The organism is Paracoccus wurundjeri (genome assembly GCF_030678915.1).
GTDB lineage: Bacteria > Pseudomonadota > Alphaproteobacteria > Rhodobacterales > Rhodobacteraceae > Paracoccus > Paracoccus onubensis_A.
Window position 1 is genome coordinate 34,651 of sequence record NZ_JAUUTZ010000021.1, and the last position, 17,159, is coordinate 51,809.

Consider the following 17,159-nt stretch of genomic DNA (forward strand, 5'->3'; position numbering starts at 1 on the left):
GGGCCGCCCTCCCGCTGTCACAGAACGCCCAGATCTCGCTGTTATTGCTCCATTTCCTCGACCTGAACTCGAATGGCCAGCCGTTCGGTGCCGGTACCCATGGCCACGCCCCGGATCGGCGCCGCATCCGAAGCGTCAAGGCCGGAACCAAGCCGCACATAGCGCTCGTCCGGGCAACATCTGTTGGCGGCGTCGAAACCGACCCAGCCCAGATTTCCGACATGGATTTCCGCCCAGGCATGGGCGGCCTCATGTGCCTGACCATCTGCCGTGGAATGCAGATAGCCCGACACATAGCGGGCAGGAAGTTCCCGCAAGCGCGCGACGGTGATCAATGCATGGGCATGATCCTGACAAACGCCTTCACCCAGGGCGAATGCTTCGGCGGCGGTCGTATGGGTTTCGGTGACGCCGGGGCGGAAAGCAATCGTGCCGGCGATCAAGGCCGACAGCCCATGCGCAAGCTCAAGATGGTCGCCGGTCGTTTTCAGCGACATCGCGGCTTCCCGCAATGCCTTGTCAGGCGTGGTCGCATGGGTTGAACGCAGATAGGCCAGCGGATGGATCATTTCGCGATGCCCGCGCAGCACGCCGGCCGTGTCGCGGGTTTCGACATGGCCGCTGATCCTGACCGAGACCTCCTCTGCCGGACCGCGCAGGGTCCAGCCCTCCACCCAATCCCCGGCACCGTCGCGGAAGCCGGGGCCGCGGATACCGCCGGGGATCTCGATCCGCCAGTCATGGGTTTTCTGCCCCTCGAAGACCGAAGGAGTCAGGCGCAGGCTTTGCACCAGATTGCGGATTGGCTGGTCATAGCCATAGGTGGTTTCATGCGAAATACGCAGCTTCATGACTCAGGACCCTCCCAGGAAATAATCCTGATGCACCTGGTTCGACACCGCCGCGATCTCGCCGATGAACCAGCTTAGGAATTCGTGCAGCCCCTCGTCGAAGATCGCGTCGATATCGCGCTCTTGCAGCGCGTCCAGCGTCAGCTTCGCCCGATCGCGGGCGGTTGCGGGCACGTCATCGCCATAGCGGCGGGCGAGGCCGTCGAGATGCCAGACCGTTTCGTAAAGCGAGGTGATCAGCGAACGCGGGCTTTCGCCGTTCAGGATCAGGAAATCTGCCACGCCGCCTGCGGTGATGTCGCCGCCATAGGCCCAGTGAAAGGCGCGATGCGCCGAAAGCGCCCGCAGGATGACCATCCATTGATAGGTATCGAGGCCGGAACCGACGAATTCGACCCGTGGCAGCAGCACGAAATATTTGACATCCAGCAGGCGGGCGGTGGCATCCGCCCGTTCCAGTCCGAAGCCGATATGGATGAAATGCCAGCCATCGTTGCGCAGTTGCGTCGCGTTGATCGCACCGCGCACGGTTGATGTATGGCCGGTGGTGACATCGGTCAGGGTCGCGGTGTCCAGCTTGTCGCGCGGGGTTTTTTCGATCCTGCGCAATTCCTGATAGGTGACGTTAAGCGCGTCCCACACCTGAGAGGTCAGGGCGGTGCGCACGATCCGGCCGGCTTCGCGGGCCTTTTCAACGCAGGACACAACGGATGACGGGTTTTCGCGGTCGAAGAAGAAGAATTCCTCGATATTCTCCTGTGTGATCTCTCCATATTTCTGCAGAAACAGATCCGAGGTTCCCGAAGCCTGAAGCAACGAGTTCCATTCGTTCCGGTAACCCGCATCGGAATTCGGCAGGAGCGTGATCCTTTGTCCGACATCCAGCAGGCGGGCGGCGGTTTCGGCGCGTTCGAGATGGCGGCCCATCCAGAACAGGTTCGAGGCGGTGCGGCTGAGCATGGCTGATCCCTCCCCTTATTCCGACAGGACCCAGGTGTCCTTGACACCCCCGCCCTGGGACGAGTTGACGACCAGACTTCCCTCGCGCAGCGCCACGCGGGTCAGCCCGCCGGGCACCAGTTCGATCCGGTCGCCGCACAGGCAGAAGGGGCGCAGATCTACATGGCGCGGCGCGATGCCTTCCTCGACGAAGGTCGGGCAGGTCGAAAGCGCCAGCGTGGGCTGGGCGATGTAATTCGAGGGATTTGCCTCGATCTTCTTGCGGAAGGTTTCGATCTCTTCCTTGCCGGCTTTCGGGCCGACCAGCATCCCATAGCCGCCCGAGCCGTGAACCTCTTTCACCACCAGATCGGGCAGGTTCGCCATGACATATCTGTAGTCGTCGTCTTTCCACAACGTCCATGTCCGGACATTGTTCAACAGGGGTTCCTCGCCCAGATAGAAGCGGATCATTTCGGGGACGAATGTATAGATCGCCTTGTCGTCCGCTACGCCCGCGCCCGGTGCCGAACAGATAGACACCCCGCCCGAGCGATAGACATCCATAAGGCCCGGCACGCCAAGCATGGAATCGGGCCGGAAGCACAGCGGGTCAAGGAACGGATCGTCGATCCGGCGATAGATCACATCGACGCGCTTCGGCCCCTGTGTTGTGCGCATATAGACGAATTCGCCATCGACAAACAGATCGGCGCCCTCGACCAGTTCGAGGCCCATCAGGTTGGCAAGAAAGCTGTGCTCGTAATAGGCGCTGTTGAAATGGCCCGGTGTCAGAATCACGCAGGTCGGGCGGCCCTGGCATTTCGCCGGAGCAACGGATTCCAATGTGCGGCGCAGAAGCTCGGGATACTGATCCACGGGCTCGATATGGTTCTTGCGGAAAAGCTGCGGAAACATGCGCATCATGATCTCGCGGTTTTCCAGCATATAGCTGACGCCCGAAGGCGTGCGGCAATTATCCTCAAGCACGAAGAATTCGTCCTTGGCGGTGCGGACAAGATCGATGCCGATGATATGGCTGTAAACGCCGCGCGGCGGCACGAAACCGGCAACCGCCTTTTCATAGGCCTCGTTCTGATAGACCAGCCGCGCCGGGATACGCCCCGCCCGGATGATCTCACCCCGGCCGTAAACATCGCGCAGAAAGGCGTTGAGGGCGCGGGCGCGCTGCTTGATGCCGCGTTCAAGCCTGCGCCACTCGGCCTGTTCGAAGACACGGGGCATCATGTCGAAGGGGATCAGCCGGTCAGGATCGCCGCCTTCGCCGTAAACGGCAAAGGTGATGCCGATACGCCGGAACAGCGCCTCGGCCTCGGCCTGTTTCATCTGCCGGAAATCCTCTGGCATCGTCCTGACCCATTCGCTCAGCCGAGCATAGGGTTCACGGACGGCCTCGCCCTCGAACATTTCGTTGTAATGCACCATCATCCCCCGAACTCAGAACAACCATAACCCTTGCGGGACTTCATGGTTGCCATGATTGGAGACGGTTTGCCCGATGTCCATAGGGGAATATACCGGTCGCGGTCACAAGTCCGAACATAAAGGAATTGCCTGCCAGACGCAGGGGAAAAGCGGGTTTTCGTTGATGAATTGTGCAGATCGGAAATCAGAGCGGGTCGCGTTGGATCGGAAACGCCGGCTATTTGCGTCCCGCGACGGCCGGGGGCCAACCCGTCGCCGACAGGTCCCTTGAACCAGCGGCGCGGCCCGCCGGCGACCACCGAGGTATTTGGACAAAGAAGAAGGGGGGGGCGCGATCCGGTTCCGTGTTTTAGGTGGATCGGGAATATGGTTGCGCGGTTTGGGTGCCGGTCACTCCTCGGCGGGGGCGGGATTGGCCGTGACCGTGCGTGCGCCCGCGCGCTGCCAGCGTTCGAGTTCGGGCAGAGGATCAAGCGATTGCCGGCGATAGGCGCGATAATAGGTGCTGCTTCCCGCCACACGCTCCAGCACGCGGGGTTGGTTTCGCGCGCGCCATTTCTGATCGCTTTGGGCCAGCGTCGTGCGGATCGCCGGGTCGCTTCCCCCGCGCGAGGCATAGGCCACCAGCCCCTGATCCGAGGCGGCGACGCCCTGATCCGCCAATGCGCCGGGATTGCCGCCAAGCGCCGCGACGGCATCCGCCTCGGGCGTGGGATCGGTGATATTCGATCCCCCGGGCGTGGGCGTGGGCAACAGCGCCAGATCGGGAGGCATCGAAATCGGACGGGTCGGCAGAATGGCGAATTCATCCGGTGAATTCTGACCAGCGGTCAGGTTCATCAGCCTTGCGTTATTGCCGCAGCCGGCCAAGCCCGCAAATACCGCGATTCCGATTGTCAGCGAGATGACCCGCATGATCTGCCCCTTTTGCCATTTGCCCCTTTCTAACCTCAATTTTCAGGCTCGTCACGGGTCTTGTCGGTTTTGTCGGTCGCGGAACCCTTGTGGCGTGGCCTTCGTGCCGGTTTTTCCGGTTCCGGTTTCTTCTGCGGCATCAGAACCAGCCCGATGGCGCCCGCGAAGATCGATATATCCGCGACGTTGAAACTGTAGGGGTTCTGCCAATTGGGCAGCGACATGTTCAGGAAATCGGCAACCGCGCCATAGGTGAGACGGTCGATCACGTTCCCAAGTGCCCCACCGATCAGCAATCCGGCAGATATCCGCGCAAGCAGACCGGGCGCGCTTCGTCTGATCCAGAGCCAGACCCATAGCGAAATCGCAATCGCAATGCCGATCAGGACCCAGCGCATCGCCGACTCGTCCGAGGCGAACAGCCCGAAATTCACGCCGGGGTTCCATGCCATGCGCAAATTGAGCCAGGGCGGCAGCAAGTCGATTTCCTGCACCCGGTCCAGTCGCAGGATATGCACGACCCAATATTTCAACGCCTGATCAAGCGCGATGATCGCGGCCACGATCCAGCCCGTCAGCCGCATATCCGCCCGGACCGGGGCGGGGGCGGTCTTGGGTTTGCGCGGGGCCCGAAGCTTGCCGCCCTCGCCCTTGGGGTTGATCTCGCCAGCCATCAGTGACGGAAGTGCCGTTGTCCGGTGAAGACCATCGCCAGCCCCAAGCGGTTGGCGGCGGCGATCACCTCATCGTCGCGCATCGAGCCGCCGGGCTGGATCACCGCCTTTGCGCCCGCCTCGGCCAGTGCCTCGATGCCGTCGGCAAAGGGAAAGAACGCGTCAGAGGCGACCGCCGCCCCTTCGGTCAGCGGCGCCGGCAGGCCAAGCGCCTCGGCCATATCCTCGGATTTGCGCCGCCCGATCCGGGTCGAGTCGACGCGGCTCATCTGGCCCGCGCCGATGCCGACAGTCGCCATATCCCTGGCGTAAACGATGGCATTGGATTTGACATGCTTGGCGACCGTCCATGCGAAAAGCATGTCGTTCAGTTCCTGATCCGAGGGCTGACGCTCGGTCACGATCCGCAAGGCATCGCGGCTGACATGACCGTTGTCGCGGCCTTGCACCAGAAAGCCGCCCGCGACCTGCCGGAAGGTCATGCCCCCGGCTTTCGGATCGGGCAGCCCGCCGGTGGTCAGCAGCCGCAGGTTCTTCTTGGCGGCGAAGATGCGTTTTGCGTCCTCATCCGCGTCCGGCGCAATGACGACCTCGGTGAAGATTTTTACGATCTCTTCGGCTGTCGGTCCGTCAAGCGGCTGATTCAATGCGACGATACCGCCGAAAGCCGAGGTATGGTCGCAGTCGAAAGCGCGCTTATAGGCCTCGATCGCCGTTTTGCCGCGCGCCACGCCGCAGGGATTGGCATGTTTGATGATCGCGCAGGCTGGGCCTTCGTCGGGATCGAACTCGGCCGCCAGTTCAAAGGCGGCATCCGTGTCATTGATATTGTTGTAGCTGAGTTCCTTGCCCTGCCACTGTTTCGCGGTCGAAACGCCGGGACGGGTTTCGCCGGTCACGTAGAAAGCGGCCGCCTGATGCGGGTTTTCGCCATAGCGCAATCCCTGCGCCAAAGTTCCCGCAAAAGCCCGGCGGCGCGGGGTGTCATCGTCGATTGCCTGCGCCATCCAGGTCGATACGGCGGCGTCATAGGCGGCGGTGCGGGCATAGGCGATCTGCGCCTGGCGTTGCCGGAATTCCAGCGTGGTGTGGTCGTCATTGGCGTCCAGTTCCGCCAGAAGCGCGTCGTAATCCTGCACATCCACGATGACATTGACGAAACCGTGGTTCTTCGCCGCCGCCCGGATCATCGCCGGGCCGCCGATATCGATATTCTCGATGCAATCCTCGTAACTTGCGCCCTTGGCCACGGTTTCCTCGAACGGGTAGAGGTTCACCACCAGAAGGTCGATCGGGCCGATGCCATGCGCTTCCATCGCCGCCAGATGCTCTTCATTGTCGCGCAGTGCCAGCAGACCGCCATGCACCACAGGGTGCAGCGTCTTGACGCGGCCGTCCATCATTTCAGGGAAGCCGGTCACATCGGCCACGTCCACCACGGTCAGCCCCGCCTCGCGCATGGCCCCGGCCGAGCCGCCGGTCGAGAGGATCTCGATCCCGCGTGCCGCAAGTTTCCGGGCGAATTCGATCAGTCCGGTCTTGTCGGAAACCGAGATCAATGCGCGTTTCAGGGCAACAGAATGGGACATATGGGGCCTCGCATATGGTTTGGCGCTCAAGTAACGTCCCGAAGGCAGAAGGTCCAGTGCGTTGCGCGTATCGGTTCGCTTTGGCTCTCCGGTCAAAGCAGCTTTCTGATCCGCGCCATGTAGAACCCGTCCATTCCGCCTCGCTCCGGCCAGTAATCCGGGCGCAGGCGCAGACCGCCTTCGGGCGTGATCCAGCCGGGATCGATGCCGGGCAGGTTCGGTGCTTCGATCTTCAGGCCGGGGTGGCGTTTCAGCAAAGCCGGAATTTGCGCTTCTCCTTCTTCGGGCAAAAGCGAACAGACGGCATAGACCAGCCTGCCGCCTGGGCGCAGAAGCGCAAGCGCGTGGTCCAGCAGGCGCGATTGCAGCGCAGCCAGTTCCGCAATCCCGCTGCCGTCACGCAGAAAGGGCAGGTCGGGATGGCGGCGAATCGTCCCGGTGGCCGAGCAGGGGGCGTCCAGCAGGATTGCGTCAGGTGGCGTTTCGGGCTGCCAGTCAAGCGCATCCGCTGCGATCAACTCGGCTTGCAGTCCACAGCGGGTCAGATTCTCGGCCACCCGTTTCAATCGTGCCGCACTGATATCGACGGCTGTCACCTGCGCGCCGCCCGCCGCCAGTTGCAATGTCTTGCCGCCGGGAGCTGCGCAGATATCGGCGATGCGCTCGCCCGCGACCGGATCAAGCAGGCGCACCGGCAAGGCAGCGGCGGCGTCCTGCACCCACCAATCGCCCTCGGCATAGCCCGGCAGGGCCGAAACCTGCACCGAGCCCGCAATCCGCACGGATCCGGTTGGCAGAAGCGTGCCGCCTTCGATCACGGCCACATCGGGTTTCAGCGTCAGATCCAGCGGAGCACCCGCCTGATGAGCCGCCTCGATGGCTGACGCGGCTGTCTTGCCGAAACTCCGGACGACAGAGCGGCGCAACCAGTCGGGCATCCGTTGCGGCGGCAATTCCGCCCAGCCTTCATGCCGCGAGATCTTGCGCAACACCGCATTCACCATGCCTGCGGCGGCCTGTCCGCGTTTGCCAAGCCCGCGCGTCATGCCGACAGCGGTATCGACGACGCCATGCGCGGCGGCATGCAGTTCCAGCATTTCTACCGTTGCGAGCCGCAGGATATCGGCGATCTGCGGTGCCGGTTTGCGGCTGACATATATGGCAATCACACGGTCCGCACGGTCGCGGTGGCGAAGAACCTCGGCGGCAAGACGTGCGGCGCGGGCCTGATCCGCCGGCGGCAAGGATTGCAGGGAAGCGGCCTGATCGGACAGGCTTTGTCCTACCTGTACCGCCGATAACAGCCGCAGGGCACCTTTTCGCGCCGAATCCCGGACAGTTTTTGCCAAAACGCTTTCCTTCGCCTAAATCTTGTCACAAGACATAATCCTTACGCCTGATCAGGGGATGTTTCCATGAGTGATCGACCCGAATTGCCGCCTGCCGCGCAACGCGCACTGGCCGAAGCAGAGGAACGCCGCAAGGCTGCCGCGAAGGAGGCTGCGTTGCCAAAGGAATACGGAGGCAGGGATGGCCCCGAGCCGGTGCGTTTCGGCGATTACGAAAAGAACGGCCTCGCGGTGGATTTCTAGGATGGATTGGCTGAAGGCGACGGCGGTCCAGCAGGGCAGGGCGATCATGGCGGGTCTGCTTGACCCGCTGGATCAGGCCGAGGCTTATCTGGCCGCGGCCAAGGCGCATCCCGATGGCTGGCGCATCTATGCGAGACTGACCGAAGCCCGCGCCCGCTCCGAAGCCATCGCCGCACATGATCGCGCCCGTTCGGAACTTCGGCGAGGCTTGCTTGACGGTGTTTCGATAAGCTGGAAGGACAATATCGACAGCGGCGGAACCGCGACCGAGGCGGGTTCGCGGCTTCTGGAAAGCAGGGTGCCCGCGCATGACGCGACGATCTTGGCGCAGGCGGCGCGCGAAGGTCTGGTTTGCCTGGGCAAGACGCATATGACGGAACTGGCCTTTTCCGGGCTGGGGCTGAACCCGACGACGGCGACACCGCCCAATGCCGGCGATCCGGCGCGCGCTCCGGGCGGATCGTCGTCAGGTGCTGCGGTGTCGGTGGCGCTTGGGCTGGCGGCGGCGTCGATCGGCTCGGATACCGGCGGCTCGATCCGCTTGCCTGCGGCCTGGAACGATATTGTGGGCTTCATGCCGACGCATGGTGCACTTTCCCTGAAAGGGGTGGTGCCGCTGTGTCGTCGGTTCGATGTGGCCGGACCGCTGGCCCGCTCGGTCGAGGATTGCGCCGAGATCATGGCGGTCCTGACTGGCAATGCCGTCACCGATCTGAAAGGCGCCAGCGCCAAAGGGCTGCGCCTGATGGTGCTTGACGGCGCACCGTTCGAGGACGCTGAAGAAGGCGCGGTGGCCGCATTTACCGACGCGGTCGAGCGGCTTGCCCGTGCCGGTGCCCGGATCACCCATGCCAGTCTCGATTCCGTTGCGCAGATCCTGAGACTGGCGCGGTTGCTCGTCGCACCCGAGGCCTATGGCATCTGGCGTGCGCAGATCGAGGATGCGCCGGAACTGATGCATAAGCCGGTTCTCGACCGTTTCCGTGGCGGGGGGCAGATCAGTGCGGCGGATTATATCGCCGCCTGGGAAAAGCTGACCCGGTTGCGCCGGAAATGGAGCGCGAAAGTCGCCGGCTTTGATGCGATCCTGCTGCCAAGCTGTGCGATCCTGCCACCCGACGCCACTCGGCTGGAGGAGGACGAGGAATATTTCGTCCGTGCAAATCAGCTGGCCCTGCGAAATACCCGGCTTGGCAATATGCTGGGCCTGCCTGCCGCGTCGCTTCCCACGGGACAGCGTGGCTGCGGGATCATGGCACTGGGCCATGCGGGGCGCGACCGGCATCTGTTGCGGATTTTGGCGGGGATGGAACATGCATTGGCGGCGCGTCAGGCGTGATCCGTGATTTCCGGGCGGGCCGCACCGGCATCCGGGGGGCCTGCCTGTGTGATGTCACCTGCCTGATAACGGCACGGCATTCTCCGAATCGGTGTCGCGCGATTGCATCCATATGAGCCGATAAATTGCCCTGATCTGCCCCCTTCTACTGGACGCAAGCCTGCGATCACGCTAATGTTGCAGGTAATCAAGGGGCGTAAGACCCCGGAAGCGAGGCAGTTATGGCAATTCCCGAGCGGTTCTCGAACCTGCCGGAATACGCGTTTCCGCGTTTGCGGGCGCTGTTGTCGGATATTCAGCCGGAGTTGAAATCCGGCGAGGCTCCGGTGGTGATGACCATCGGCGAGCCCCGTCACGCCATGCCCGGTTTCGTGGCGCAGGTTATGGCCGACCATATCGGGGAATTCGCGAAATACCCGGTGAACGAGGGAACGCCGGGGCTGCTGGATGCGATCGGGGGCTGGCTGGGCCGCCGCTATGATCTTGATATCGCGCCCGAGCGGATCATGGCGCTTAACGGTACGCGTGAAGGTCTGTTCAGTGCGGGCCTGGCATTGTGCCCCGAGCAGAAAAACGGTCAGCGGCCCGCGATACTGATCCCCAACCCGTTCTATCAGGTCTATGCCGTCGCGGCGGCAGCGGTGCAGGCCGAGCCGGTCTTTGTCTCTGCAACACCCGCGACGGGAAATCTGCCCGATTATGCCGGATTGCCGGCGGAATTGCTGGACCGGACCGTGCTTGCCTATCTGTGTTCACCCGCGAATCCGCAGGGCGCGATTGCGGATCGGGATTATCTGGAAACGCTTATCGGGCTGGCCGAAAAGCATGATTTCCTGATCCTGGCGGATGAATGCTATTCCGAGATTTACCGCGATGCCCCGCCACCCGGCGCATTGGCCGTGGCGACGGAACTGGGGCTGGCGGATCGCGTAGTCATGTTCAACTCGCTGTCCAAACGCTCGAACCTGCCGGGGCTGCGTTCCGGCTTCGTAGCGGGTAGTGCTGCGAATATCGCCCAGTTCCGCAGGCTGCGCAGTTATGCGGGCGCGCCTTTGTCGCTGCCCGCTCAGGCCGTCAGCGAAGCCGCGTGGCGTGATGAGGATCATGTCACGGCCAGCCGCGCACTTTATCAGCAGAAATACCAGATTGCCGACCGGGTGTTAGGGAATATTCCCGGTTACCGGCCAGTGGCAGGCGGGTTCTTTCTTTGGCTGCCAGCCGCGGATGGCGAGGCCGCTGCCCGGAAGCTATGGGCGGATGCGGGGATACAGGTTCTGCCCGGGGCCTATCTTTCGCGTGACGTGAACGGCGAAAATCCGGGCCAATCCTTTGTTCGGGTTGCGCTGGTTTTGCCGCCCGAGGAAACCGAGGCCGCACTGATCCGGCTTCGTGATGTTTTGTATGACGACGATTGAAAGCGGGGAATAACGGAATGGCAAGCTGGCAGGCGAAACATCGCAATCCGCTGTTCGACCAGAGCACGCAGGCCGCGCTGGAGCGACGCGGCAAGGAACTGGCCGGGGCCGGGCTGATTGTCGTCGGCGTGCTGATCGCGATGATGCTGGGAAGCTGGACCGCCGAGGATCCCAGCTTCCTTGCCGCGACGGATCAGCCCGCGCAGAACATGCTGGGCGGTTTCGGAGCCTATATTTCATCGCCGCTGATGATGATCGCGGGCAAGGGGTCGTGGTTGCTTGTCGTCGGCGCGTTCGTCTGGGGCTTGCGGCTGATGCTGCACCGGGGCGAAGAGCGGATCATGAGGGCGATCTTTCTGCCGATCGCGGTCGCGGTCGCCTCGGTCTATTGCAGCTCGCTGGTACCGGACGCGGAATGGCAGCAAAGTTACGGGATGGGCGGTCATTTCGGCGATATGGTGATGGGCGCATTGCTGAATGTGATCCCGGTCAAGGCGCAGATCGGCATCAAGATCGCCGCTCTGCTGGTGGCCGCCGGAACCGTCATCATTTCCGCATTCGTCCTTGGTTTCGATCTGAAAGAGCTTCGCGCCTTGTGGCGGCGCTTCCTGATCGGGCTGGTGACGGCCTATGATGCCGCGATGCGCATTGTCGGGCGGGGCGCTTCCGTATCGGCAGGGCTGGCGCAGCGCGCGCGGGATCGTCGCAGCGGCAGGGCTGCCGTGCCAAAGGCGCAGGCGGCGACCGCACGTGGCGGGTTGTTCCGCCGCCGGAAAGACAGCGGAATGGACGCGGATTTCCAGCAATCGGGCGATCTGCCGGAGCCCGAACTGGTCGAGCGTGACGCGGATTATCACGGCGATGCCCCCACGGATGAGGAAGTGCGGGGCCGCATCTCGGATGCGATCCGCAACCGCACGCTCAAGGACTCGGTGCTGGCTGCGGTGACCTCGCGGCTGGTGCGGGGTGGCGCAGATGACGATACCCGGGCCGAGCCTCCGCTGACGGCAGAAGATGACGCGGATATGCCGGATGTGGCGGAACCGGTGCCTTTCGGTCAGGACAGAAAGCGTGTTGTGGTACCGCCGGCACGCAAGACCTCTGCGTCTCGTCAGGCCCAATCCGAGGCACAGCCGCAATTGCGTTTCGACGAAGCGGACTCGGCTTATGAAAAACCGCCTCTGGCCCTGCTGACCGCGCCCTCGACGATCGAGCGGTTGCAGCTTTCGGAAGAGGCGATGATGGAAAACGCCCGGATGCTGGAAGCGGTGCTGGATGATTACGGCGTAAAAGGGCAGGTCACCGAGGTGCGTCCCGGCCCGGTCGTCACGCTTTACGAACTTGAGCCAGCTCCGGGACTCAAGGCCAGCCGGGTGATCGGGCTTGCGGACGATATCGCCCGCTCGATGTCTGCCCTGTCGGCCCGCGTCTCGACTGTGCCGGGCCGCAGCGTGATCGGGATCGAACTTCCCAATGCCAAACGTGAGGTTGTTCTGCTGCGCGAGATCCTGTCGGCGCGGGCCTTCGGTGACGGCAAGCAGCCGCTGCCGCTTGCGCTGGGCAAGGATATCGGGGGCGAGCCGATCATTGCCAATCTTGCCAAGATGCCGCATTTGCTGATCGCCGGGACGACGGGTTCGGGGAAATCGGTGGCGATCAACACGATGATCCTGTCGCTGCTGTACAAGCTGACCCCGGATGAGTGCCGGTTGATCATGATCGATCCGAAGATGCTGGAACTGTCGGTCTATGACGACATCCCGCATCTGCTTTCGCCGGTGGTCACGGATCCGAAAAAGGCCGTGGTCGCCCTGAAATGGGTCGTCGGCGAGATGGAGGACCGTTATCGCAAGATGTCCAAGATGGGCGTCCGCAATATCGAAGGCTATAACGGCCGCGTCCGCGAGGCGCTGTCCAAGGGTGAGATGTTCAAGCGCACCGTCCAGACCGGCTTCGACGAGGATACCGGAGAGCCGATTTTCGAGACCGAGGAATTCCAGCCCGAGAAGTTCCCCTATATCGTCGTGATCGTCGATGAGATGGCCGATCTGATGATGGTCGCCGGCAAGGAGATCGAGGCTTGCATCCAGCGTCTGGCGCAGATGGCGCGGGCATCTGGCATCCATCTGATCATGGCCACGCAGCGCCCCTCGGTCGATGTCATCACCGGCACGATCAAGGCGAACTTCCCGACCCGGATCAGTTTCCAGGTCACTTCGAAAATCGACTCGCGCACCATTCTGGGCGAGCAGGGGGCCGAACAGCTTCTGGGGCAGGGCGACATGCTGTATATGGGCAACGGTGCCCGCATCACCCGGATCCACGGCCCCTTCGTCAGCGACGAAGAGGTCGAAGAGGTTGTGACCCATCTGAAAAGCTTCGGGCCGCCCTCCTACAAATCCGGCGTGATCGAAGGGCCGGATGATGAGAAGGCCGGGGATATCGACGCGGTGCTGGGGCTTGGCAGCGGTGAAAACGGCGACGATCAGCTTTATGATCAGGCCGTGATGATCGTCGCCCGGGATCGGAAATGCTCGACCTCTTATATCCAGCGCAAGCTGGCGATCGGCTATAACAAGGCCGCTCGTCTGGTCGAACAGATGGAAGATCAGGGCGTGGTCTCGACCGCCAATCACGTCGGCAAACGCGAAGTGCTGGTGCCCGAGATTTAAGGGGCCGCATCATGGCTGCCGGTGGTATTCCTCACCGATGCCGTGCGGCGAGATCGGGAAGGGGCGGCGAATACTTGCCGCCCCTGTCTTGTCCCGGCAGTTGAAACCGGCGGGAAAACCGTGTTTCAACGGCGGAAGGATTTGCAGCGAGGCAAGGTTTCTGGTGACCATCTGGCATATTCACATGCTGAATGCGCGTCATGGTTTGACGCACGTACTTCCCGACATCCGGCTGGCGGCGCGCGAGGCCGTCGCGGCGGCATCGGCCCATGCCGAACTGCCGGATTTCGATCTTGTCATCAAGGCCCAGCCCGGAGGCGGCATACCGGCATGGGGTGTCGGCGGCCGCGCTCCGTCCCCCGGCCTGATCGAGATCACGGTCGACCCCGCGCGTTTCGCGGCCCCTCTGCTGATCCGCACGCTGGTGCATGAATTTCATCATCTGCTACGCTGGGACGGCCCGGGTTACGGGAATTCGCTTGGCGAAGCCTTGGTCAGTGAAGGGCTGGCGGGCCATTTCACCCTTCAGGTATTGGGGGGCAAGCCCGATCCCTGGGATGCTGTCAAACCCGCCGCGCGGGTGGCGCGTGCCGCGATGAACAAATGGGCGCGGCTGGATTATAACCATGCGCATTGGTTCTTTGGCAGCGGCGATCTGCGGCGATGGACGGGTTACGGACTGGGGCATATGCTGATCACGGAGCATCTCTCGCGCTTTCCGGATATGGATGCGGTGAAGCTCGCCTATGTGAAAGCCGAAGAATTCCGTCCTGCGATGCGCCGCCTGGCCGGTGCAGAGGCTGCGGCAGGCGATGATCCTGCCGAGGAGGATGGCGCCCCCGATCCTGAGTCCGATCCCGCACCCGATGCCGCGGACGAAGACAGCGCAGCCCCGGAACAACAGCATGCGGGGGGCGAGGCCACGGCGAAGGGAACCGGGGCCGAGGCTGCCGGCACAGGCGAAAGCGGTCCGGCTGAGGACAAGGAGGGCTGACCGGCCTTTAAAGTCCGGTGGCGGCCAGCACCTGCGGCATCACGTGCGAAAGACGCTTTGCCCATTCGGTTTGACCGGCTTCGGTCTCGATCAGGTCGTTCCGGATCTCGATCAGCATGTTCGGGCGGCCATGCGCCAGCGCGTGGCGGGCAATCGAATCGCCTTCCAGATGGCCGGTATAAGGCTGGTTCTCTCCGGTTATCCATCCTTCGTCCCGGCAGGCCTGAACCATTGCCGGGCCAAGCCGTGCGTCGTCATGAGAATAGAGGATGCCGACCTGCCACGGGCGTGGCGGACGGCCGCGCAATTGCGGCGTGAAGCTGTGGATGGCGCAGATGCAGCGGTCCGGGTGCCGCCCTGCCAGATGTTCAAGCATATTGTGATAGGGGCGGTGCAGCCGGTCCAGGCGGCGCTCGCGCTCGGCCCGGTCGGCATGTTTGTTGGCGGGGATCACTGTGCCGTCATAAAGCCGCATGAGCAGGGTCGGGTCATCCTCGCCGCGATTCGGGTCGATCACGAGACGCGAGAAATCCGAGAAGATCGCGGGCGCGTCCAGCAATGCCGCCAGTCTGTCGGCCAGCCCCGCCGCGCCGATATCGAAGGCGATATGCCGGGCCATGTCGCTGGGTGCGATACCCAGATCTCCGCCGTTTAACCATTCGGGAACCCGATTCGTAGCATGATCACAGGTGATCAGCCAGCGCGAGGGTCTGTCTTCGCCGGTTATCCGATAGGCTTGTTCTGTCATGGTCATGTTACTGTTCATGCGGAACGCTGTTTAGGACAATCGATGGATGGACACCAGTTGCCGCGGGGCAGTATTTACGGCATAGATAGCGCTAAACCTGCAAGGAATTCGGTATGAGACGACATCGCAACGTGAAAATCGTGGCCACGCTTGGCCCAGCCTCCAGCAGCAAGGAGATGATCCGGGCGCTGTTCGACGCCGGTGCGGATGTGTTTCGTCTGAACATGAGCCATGGCAGCCATGACGATCACCGCGCCCGCCACGCCACGATTCGCGAGATCGAGGCGGAAACCGGACGTCCGATTGCGATCCTTGCCGATCTTCAGGGGCCGAAACTGCGCGTCGGGCCGTTTGCCGATGGCGGGCACGAGTTGAAAGCGGACGACAGGTTCCGCTTTGACCTTGATGCCACTCTGGGCGATTCGGGGCGCGTCCAATTGCCGCATCCCGAGATTTTTGCTGCGCTCGAACCGGGCGCGCAACTTCTGGTCAATGATGGCAAGGTTGCTTTGCGGGTCGATAGTTGCGGCAAGGATTTCGCGGAATGCACCGTTACGGCGGGCGGTGTGATCTCGGATCGCAAAGGGGTGAACGTGCCGGATGTGGTGCTGCCGCTGGCCGCGCTGTCGGACAAGGATCGCGAGGATCTCGAATTCGCCTGCGAGCTGGGCGTGGACTGGCTTGCCCTGTCCTTCGTGCAACGCGCCGCCGATGTCGAAGAGGCCAAGGCGTTGGTGAAAGGCCGCGCCGCCGTGATGACCAAGGTCGAGAAACCCGCCGCAGTGACCGCGTTCGAGGAAATCCTCAAGGCGTCTGACGGGATCATGGTTGCGCGCGGCGATCTGGGGGTGGAATTGCCGGTGCATTCGGTCCCTCCGATCCAGAAACGGCTTGTGCGCCGCTGTCGCGCAGCCGCCAAGCCGGTGATCGTTGCCACGCAGATGCTGGAATCCATGATCGAAAGCCCGCTTCCGACGCGGGCCGAAGTCAGCGATGTCGCCAATGCCATCTATGAGGGCGCGGATGCCGTGATGCTGTCGGCGGAAAGCGCGGCGGGCGATTATCCGGTCGAGGCGGTGACGACGATGGACAGTGTTGCCCGCTCGGTCGAGGCGGATCCGAACTACCGCCATATCATCGAGGCGTCGCGCCATGCGAAACTTCATTCGGTGGCCGACGCCATCGTGACTGCCGCCCGCGAAGTCGCGGAGACGACCGAGGTTGCCGCGATCTGCGCCTTCAGCCAGTCGGGCACCACTGTCAATCTGGTCGCGCGTGAACGGCCCCGCGTGCCGATCGTGGCGCTTTCCCCGATCGAAAGCGTCGTGCGCAGGATGTGCCTGACATGGGGAACGCATTGCATCATCACACCGACGCTGCATCGCTTCAAGGATGCCGTCGTCAATGGCACCCGCGCCGCGCGCGACCACGGCTTCGCGGATGAGACGCGGCAGGTGGTGATTCTGGCGGGCGTGCCCTTCAACGTTGCCGGTTCGACCAATATCCTGCGTATCGCGCCTTGCGACGAACGGTTGATTTTCGCCTCGGATCCGGAATAAGGCTGCGGACAGCGAAGAATTGCGGGGGTACCCATGTCGAACTGGCCTGATCTGCTGCTGCTTGGTGGCGTGGCGCTGTGCGTGATCTCGGTTATCGCCGCGGTCATCCAGCTCTTGCAGACCCAACCACCGCGCGGAGCGGCGATCACCCTTGTCATAGGGATCGTGCTGCTGTTCGCCGGCGCTTATTACAGCCCCGAACCGTTCAAGCCGCAAAGCATCCTTTCCGCATGGCAACGGGTCAGCGGGGGTGATGGGGCGGCCGGCACCGACACCGCTCCGGCGGAAGGGACCGGCACAGAAGAGGCGGAAGACGGGGCAGAGGCGCCCGCGAACTGAAAAGCCCCGCAAACTGAAAGGCCCTGTCGGGGCTCTTGCCAAACCGACACATGAGGCTTATACGACGCGCTTCAACCGCGCGGCCGG

At 62.9% G+C, this 17,159-nt stretch carries 16 protein-coding genes; 7 read left to right on the plus strand and 9 right to left on the minus strand.

Annotated features, from left to right (window positions below):
• Positions 1-41: 41 nt before the first annotated feature.
• From Q0601_RS18120 to Q0601_RS18150, 7 genes are all read right to left on the minus strand, one after another.
• Positions 42-851 carry a transglutaminase family protein gene (locus Q0601_RS18120; RefSeq protein WP_305291301.1) on the minus strand — a complete coding sequence of 270 codons (810 nt, stop codon included), beginning with the start codon at positions 849-851 and terminating at the stop codon, positions 42-44.
• A 3-nt stretch (positions 852-854) separates the two neighbouring features.
• A complete protein-coding gene (locus tag Q0601_RS18125; RefSeq protein ID WP_305291303.1) occupies positions 855-1,811 on the minus strand; it encodes an alpha-E domain-containing protein in 957 nt (318 codons plus the stop codon).
• Between the two features lie 15 nt (positions 1,812-1,826).
• On the minus strand, positions 1,827-3,239 hold the full coding sequence (locus tag Q0601_RS18130) for a circularly permuted type 2 ATP-grasp protein (RefSeq protein ID WP_305291304.1): 1,413 nt from the start codon (positions 3,237-3,239) through the stop codon (positions 1,827-1,829).
• Positions 3,240-3,626: 387 nt separating this feature from the next.
• Positions 3,627-4,151, minus strand: coding sequence for a DUF3035 domain-containing protein (locus Q0601_RS18135; protein ID WP_305291305.1), 525 nt, complete (start codon positions 4,149-4,151; stop codon positions 3,627-3,629).
• A gap of 35 nt (positions 4,152-4,186) precedes the next feature.
• Positions 4,187-4,825, minus strand: a complete 639-nt coding sequence (gene lspA, locus Q0601_RS18140; protein WP_305291306.1) for a signal peptidase II — start codon at positions 4,823-4,825, stop codon at positions 4,187-4,189.
• Positions 4,825-6,414 carry a bifunctional phosphoribosylaminoimidazolecarboxamide formyltransferase/IMP cyclohydrolase gene (purH, locus tag Q0601_RS18145; RefSeq protein WP_305291307.1) on the minus strand — a complete coding sequence of 530 codons (1,590 nt, stop codon included), beginning with the start codon at positions 6,412-6,414 and terminating at the stop codon, positions 4,825-4,827. Before purH ends, lspA begins: the two co-directional genes overlap by 1 nt.
• A gap of 92 nt (positions 6,415-6,506) precedes the next feature.
• Entirely contained in the window at positions 6,507-7,763 is a 1,257-nt protein-coding gene (locus Q0601_RS18150; protein ID WP_305291308.1) for an RsmB/NOP family class I SAM-dependent RNA methyltransferase, read from the minus strand.
• Between the two features lie 66 nt (positions 7,764-7,829).
• Here Q0601_RS18150 and Q0601_RS18155 point away from each other — a divergent pair, with 66 nt between their 5' ends.
• From Q0601_RS18155 to Q0601_RS18170, 4 genes are all read left to right on the plus strand, one after another.
• A complete protein-coding gene (locus Q0601_RS18155; protein WP_305291309.1) occupies positions 7,830-8,006 on the plus strand; it encodes a DUF1674 domain-containing protein in 177 nt (58 codons plus the stop codon).
• A gap of 1 nt (position 8,007) precedes the next feature.
• Positions 8,008-9,345, plus strand: coding sequence for an amidase (locus Q0601_RS18160; protein WP_305291310.1), 1,338 nt, complete (start codon positions 8,008-8,010; stop codon positions 9,343-9,345).
• Positions 9,346-9,566: 221 nt separating this feature from the next.
• Positions 9,567-10,760, plus strand: a complete 1,194-nt coding sequence (locus Q0601_RS18165; protein ID WP_305291311.1) for an aminotransferase class I/II-fold pyridoxal phosphate-dependent enzyme — start codon at positions 9,567-9,569, stop codon at positions 10,758-10,760.
• 17 nt (positions 10,761-10,777) lie between these two features.
• On the plus strand, positions 10,778-13,432 hold the full coding sequence (locus tag Q0601_RS18170) for a DNA translocase FtsK (protein WP_305291312.1): 2,655 nt from the start codon (positions 10,778-10,780) through the stop codon (positions 13,430-13,432).
• A 9-nt stretch (positions 13,433-13,441) separates the two neighbouring features.
• Here Q0601_RS18170 and Q0601_RS18175 read toward each other — a convergent pair whose 3' ends face one another.
• Positions 13,442-13,603 carry a hypothetical protein gene (locus Q0601_RS18175; protein WP_305291313.1) on the minus strand — a complete coding sequence of 54 codons (162 nt, stop codon included), beginning with the start codon at positions 13,601-13,603 and terminating at the stop codon, positions 13,442-13,444.
• On the opposite strand from Q0601_RS18175, the gene Q0601_RS18180 reads away from it, so the two are divergent.
• A complete protein-coding gene (locus Q0601_RS18180; RefSeq protein ID WP_305291314.1) occupies positions 13,596-14,426 on the plus strand; it encodes a DUF2268 domain-containing putative Zn-dependent protease in 831 nt (276 codons plus the stop codon). The two genes, Q0601_RS18175 and Q0601_RS18180, sit on opposite strands and share 8 nt — an antisense overlap.
• Positions 14,427-14,433: 7 nt before the next feature.
• Here the strand turns inward: Q0601_RS18180 and Q0601_RS18185 are convergent, their stop codons facing one another.
• Positions 14,434-15,174 carry an N-formylglutamate amidohydrolase gene (locus Q0601_RS18185; protein WP_305291351.1) on the minus strand — a complete coding sequence of 247 codons (741 nt, stop codon included), beginning with the start codon at positions 15,172-15,174 and terminating at the stop codon, positions 14,434-14,436.
• A 113-nt stretch (positions 15,175-15,287) separates the two neighbouring features.
• On the opposite strand from Q0601_RS18185, the gene pyk reads away from it, so the two are divergent.
• Together pyk and Q0601_RS18195 are read left to right on the plus strand one after the other, a co-directional pair.
• Complete coding sequence (pyk, locus tag Q0601_RS18190) at positions 15,288-16,733, plus strand: pyruvate kinase (RefSeq protein ID WP_305291315.1); 1,446 nt, start codon at positions 15,288-15,290, stop codon at positions 16,731-16,733.
• 33 nt (positions 16,734-16,766) lie between these two features.
• Positions 16,767-17,072: a hypothetical protein gene (locus Q0601_RS18195; protein WP_305291316.1), complete on the plus strand. Its 306-nt coding sequence runs from the start codon at positions 16,767-16,769 to the stop codon at positions 17,070-17,072.
• The last annotated feature ends 87 nt before the right edge of the window (positions 17,073-17,159 follow it).

Coding starts and splice junctions, on each gene's coding strand:
- lspA (WP_305291306.1), bottom strand. CDS start 4,825: ATGGCTGGCGAGATCAACCCCAAGGGCGAGGGCGGCAAGCTTCGGGCC.
- purH (WP_305291307.1), bottom strand. CDS start 6,414: ATGTCCCATTCTGTTGCCCTGAAACGCGCATTGATCTCGGTTTCCGAC.
- Q0601_RS18175 (WP_305291313.1), bottom strand. CDS start 13,603: ATGGTCACCAGAAACCTTGCCTCGCTGCAAATCCTTCCGCCGTTGAAA.
- Q0601_RS18120 (WP_305291301.1), bottom strand. CDS start 851: ATGAAGCTGCGTATTTCGCATGAAACCACCTATGGCTATGACCAGCCA.
- Q0601_RS18135 (WP_305291305.1), bottom strand. CDS start 4,151: ATGCGGGTCATCTCGCTGACAATCGGAATCGCGGTATTTGCGGGCTTG.
- Q0601_RS18195 (WP_305291316.1), top strand. CDS start 16,767: ATGTCGAACTGGCCTGATCTGCTGCTGCTTGGTGGCGTGGCGCTGTGC.
- Q0601_RS18165 (WP_305291311.1), top strand. CDS start 9,567: ATGGCAATTCCCGAGCGGTTCTCGAACCTGCCGGAATACGCGTTTCCG.
- Q0601_RS18125 (WP_305291303.1), bottom strand. CDS start 1,811: ATGCTCAGCCGCACCGCCTCGAACCTGTTCTGGATGGGCCGCCATCTC.
- Q0601_RS18130 (WP_305291304.1), bottom strand. CDS start 3,239: ATGATGGTGCATTACAACGAAATGTTCGAGGGCGAGGCCGTCCGTGAA.
- Q0601_RS18155 (WP_305291309.1), top strand. CDS start 7,830: ATGAGTGATCGACCCGAATTGCCGCCTGCCGCGCAACGCGCACTGGCC.
- Q0601_RS18160 (WP_305291310.1), top strand. CDS start 8,008: ATGGATTGGCTGAAGGCGACGGCGGTCCAGCAGGGCAGGGCGATCATG.
- Q0601_RS18185 (WP_305291351.1), bottom strand. CDS start 15,174: ATGACAGAACAAGCCTATCGGATAACCGGCGAAGACAGACCCTCGCGC.
- Q0601_RS18170 (WP_305291312.1), top strand. CDS start 10,778: ATGGCAAGCTGGCAGGCGAAACATCGCAATCCGCTGTTCGACCAGAGC.
- pyk (WP_305291315.1), top strand. CDS start 15,288: ATGAGACGACATCGCAACGTGAAAATCGTGGCCACGCTTGGCCCAGCC.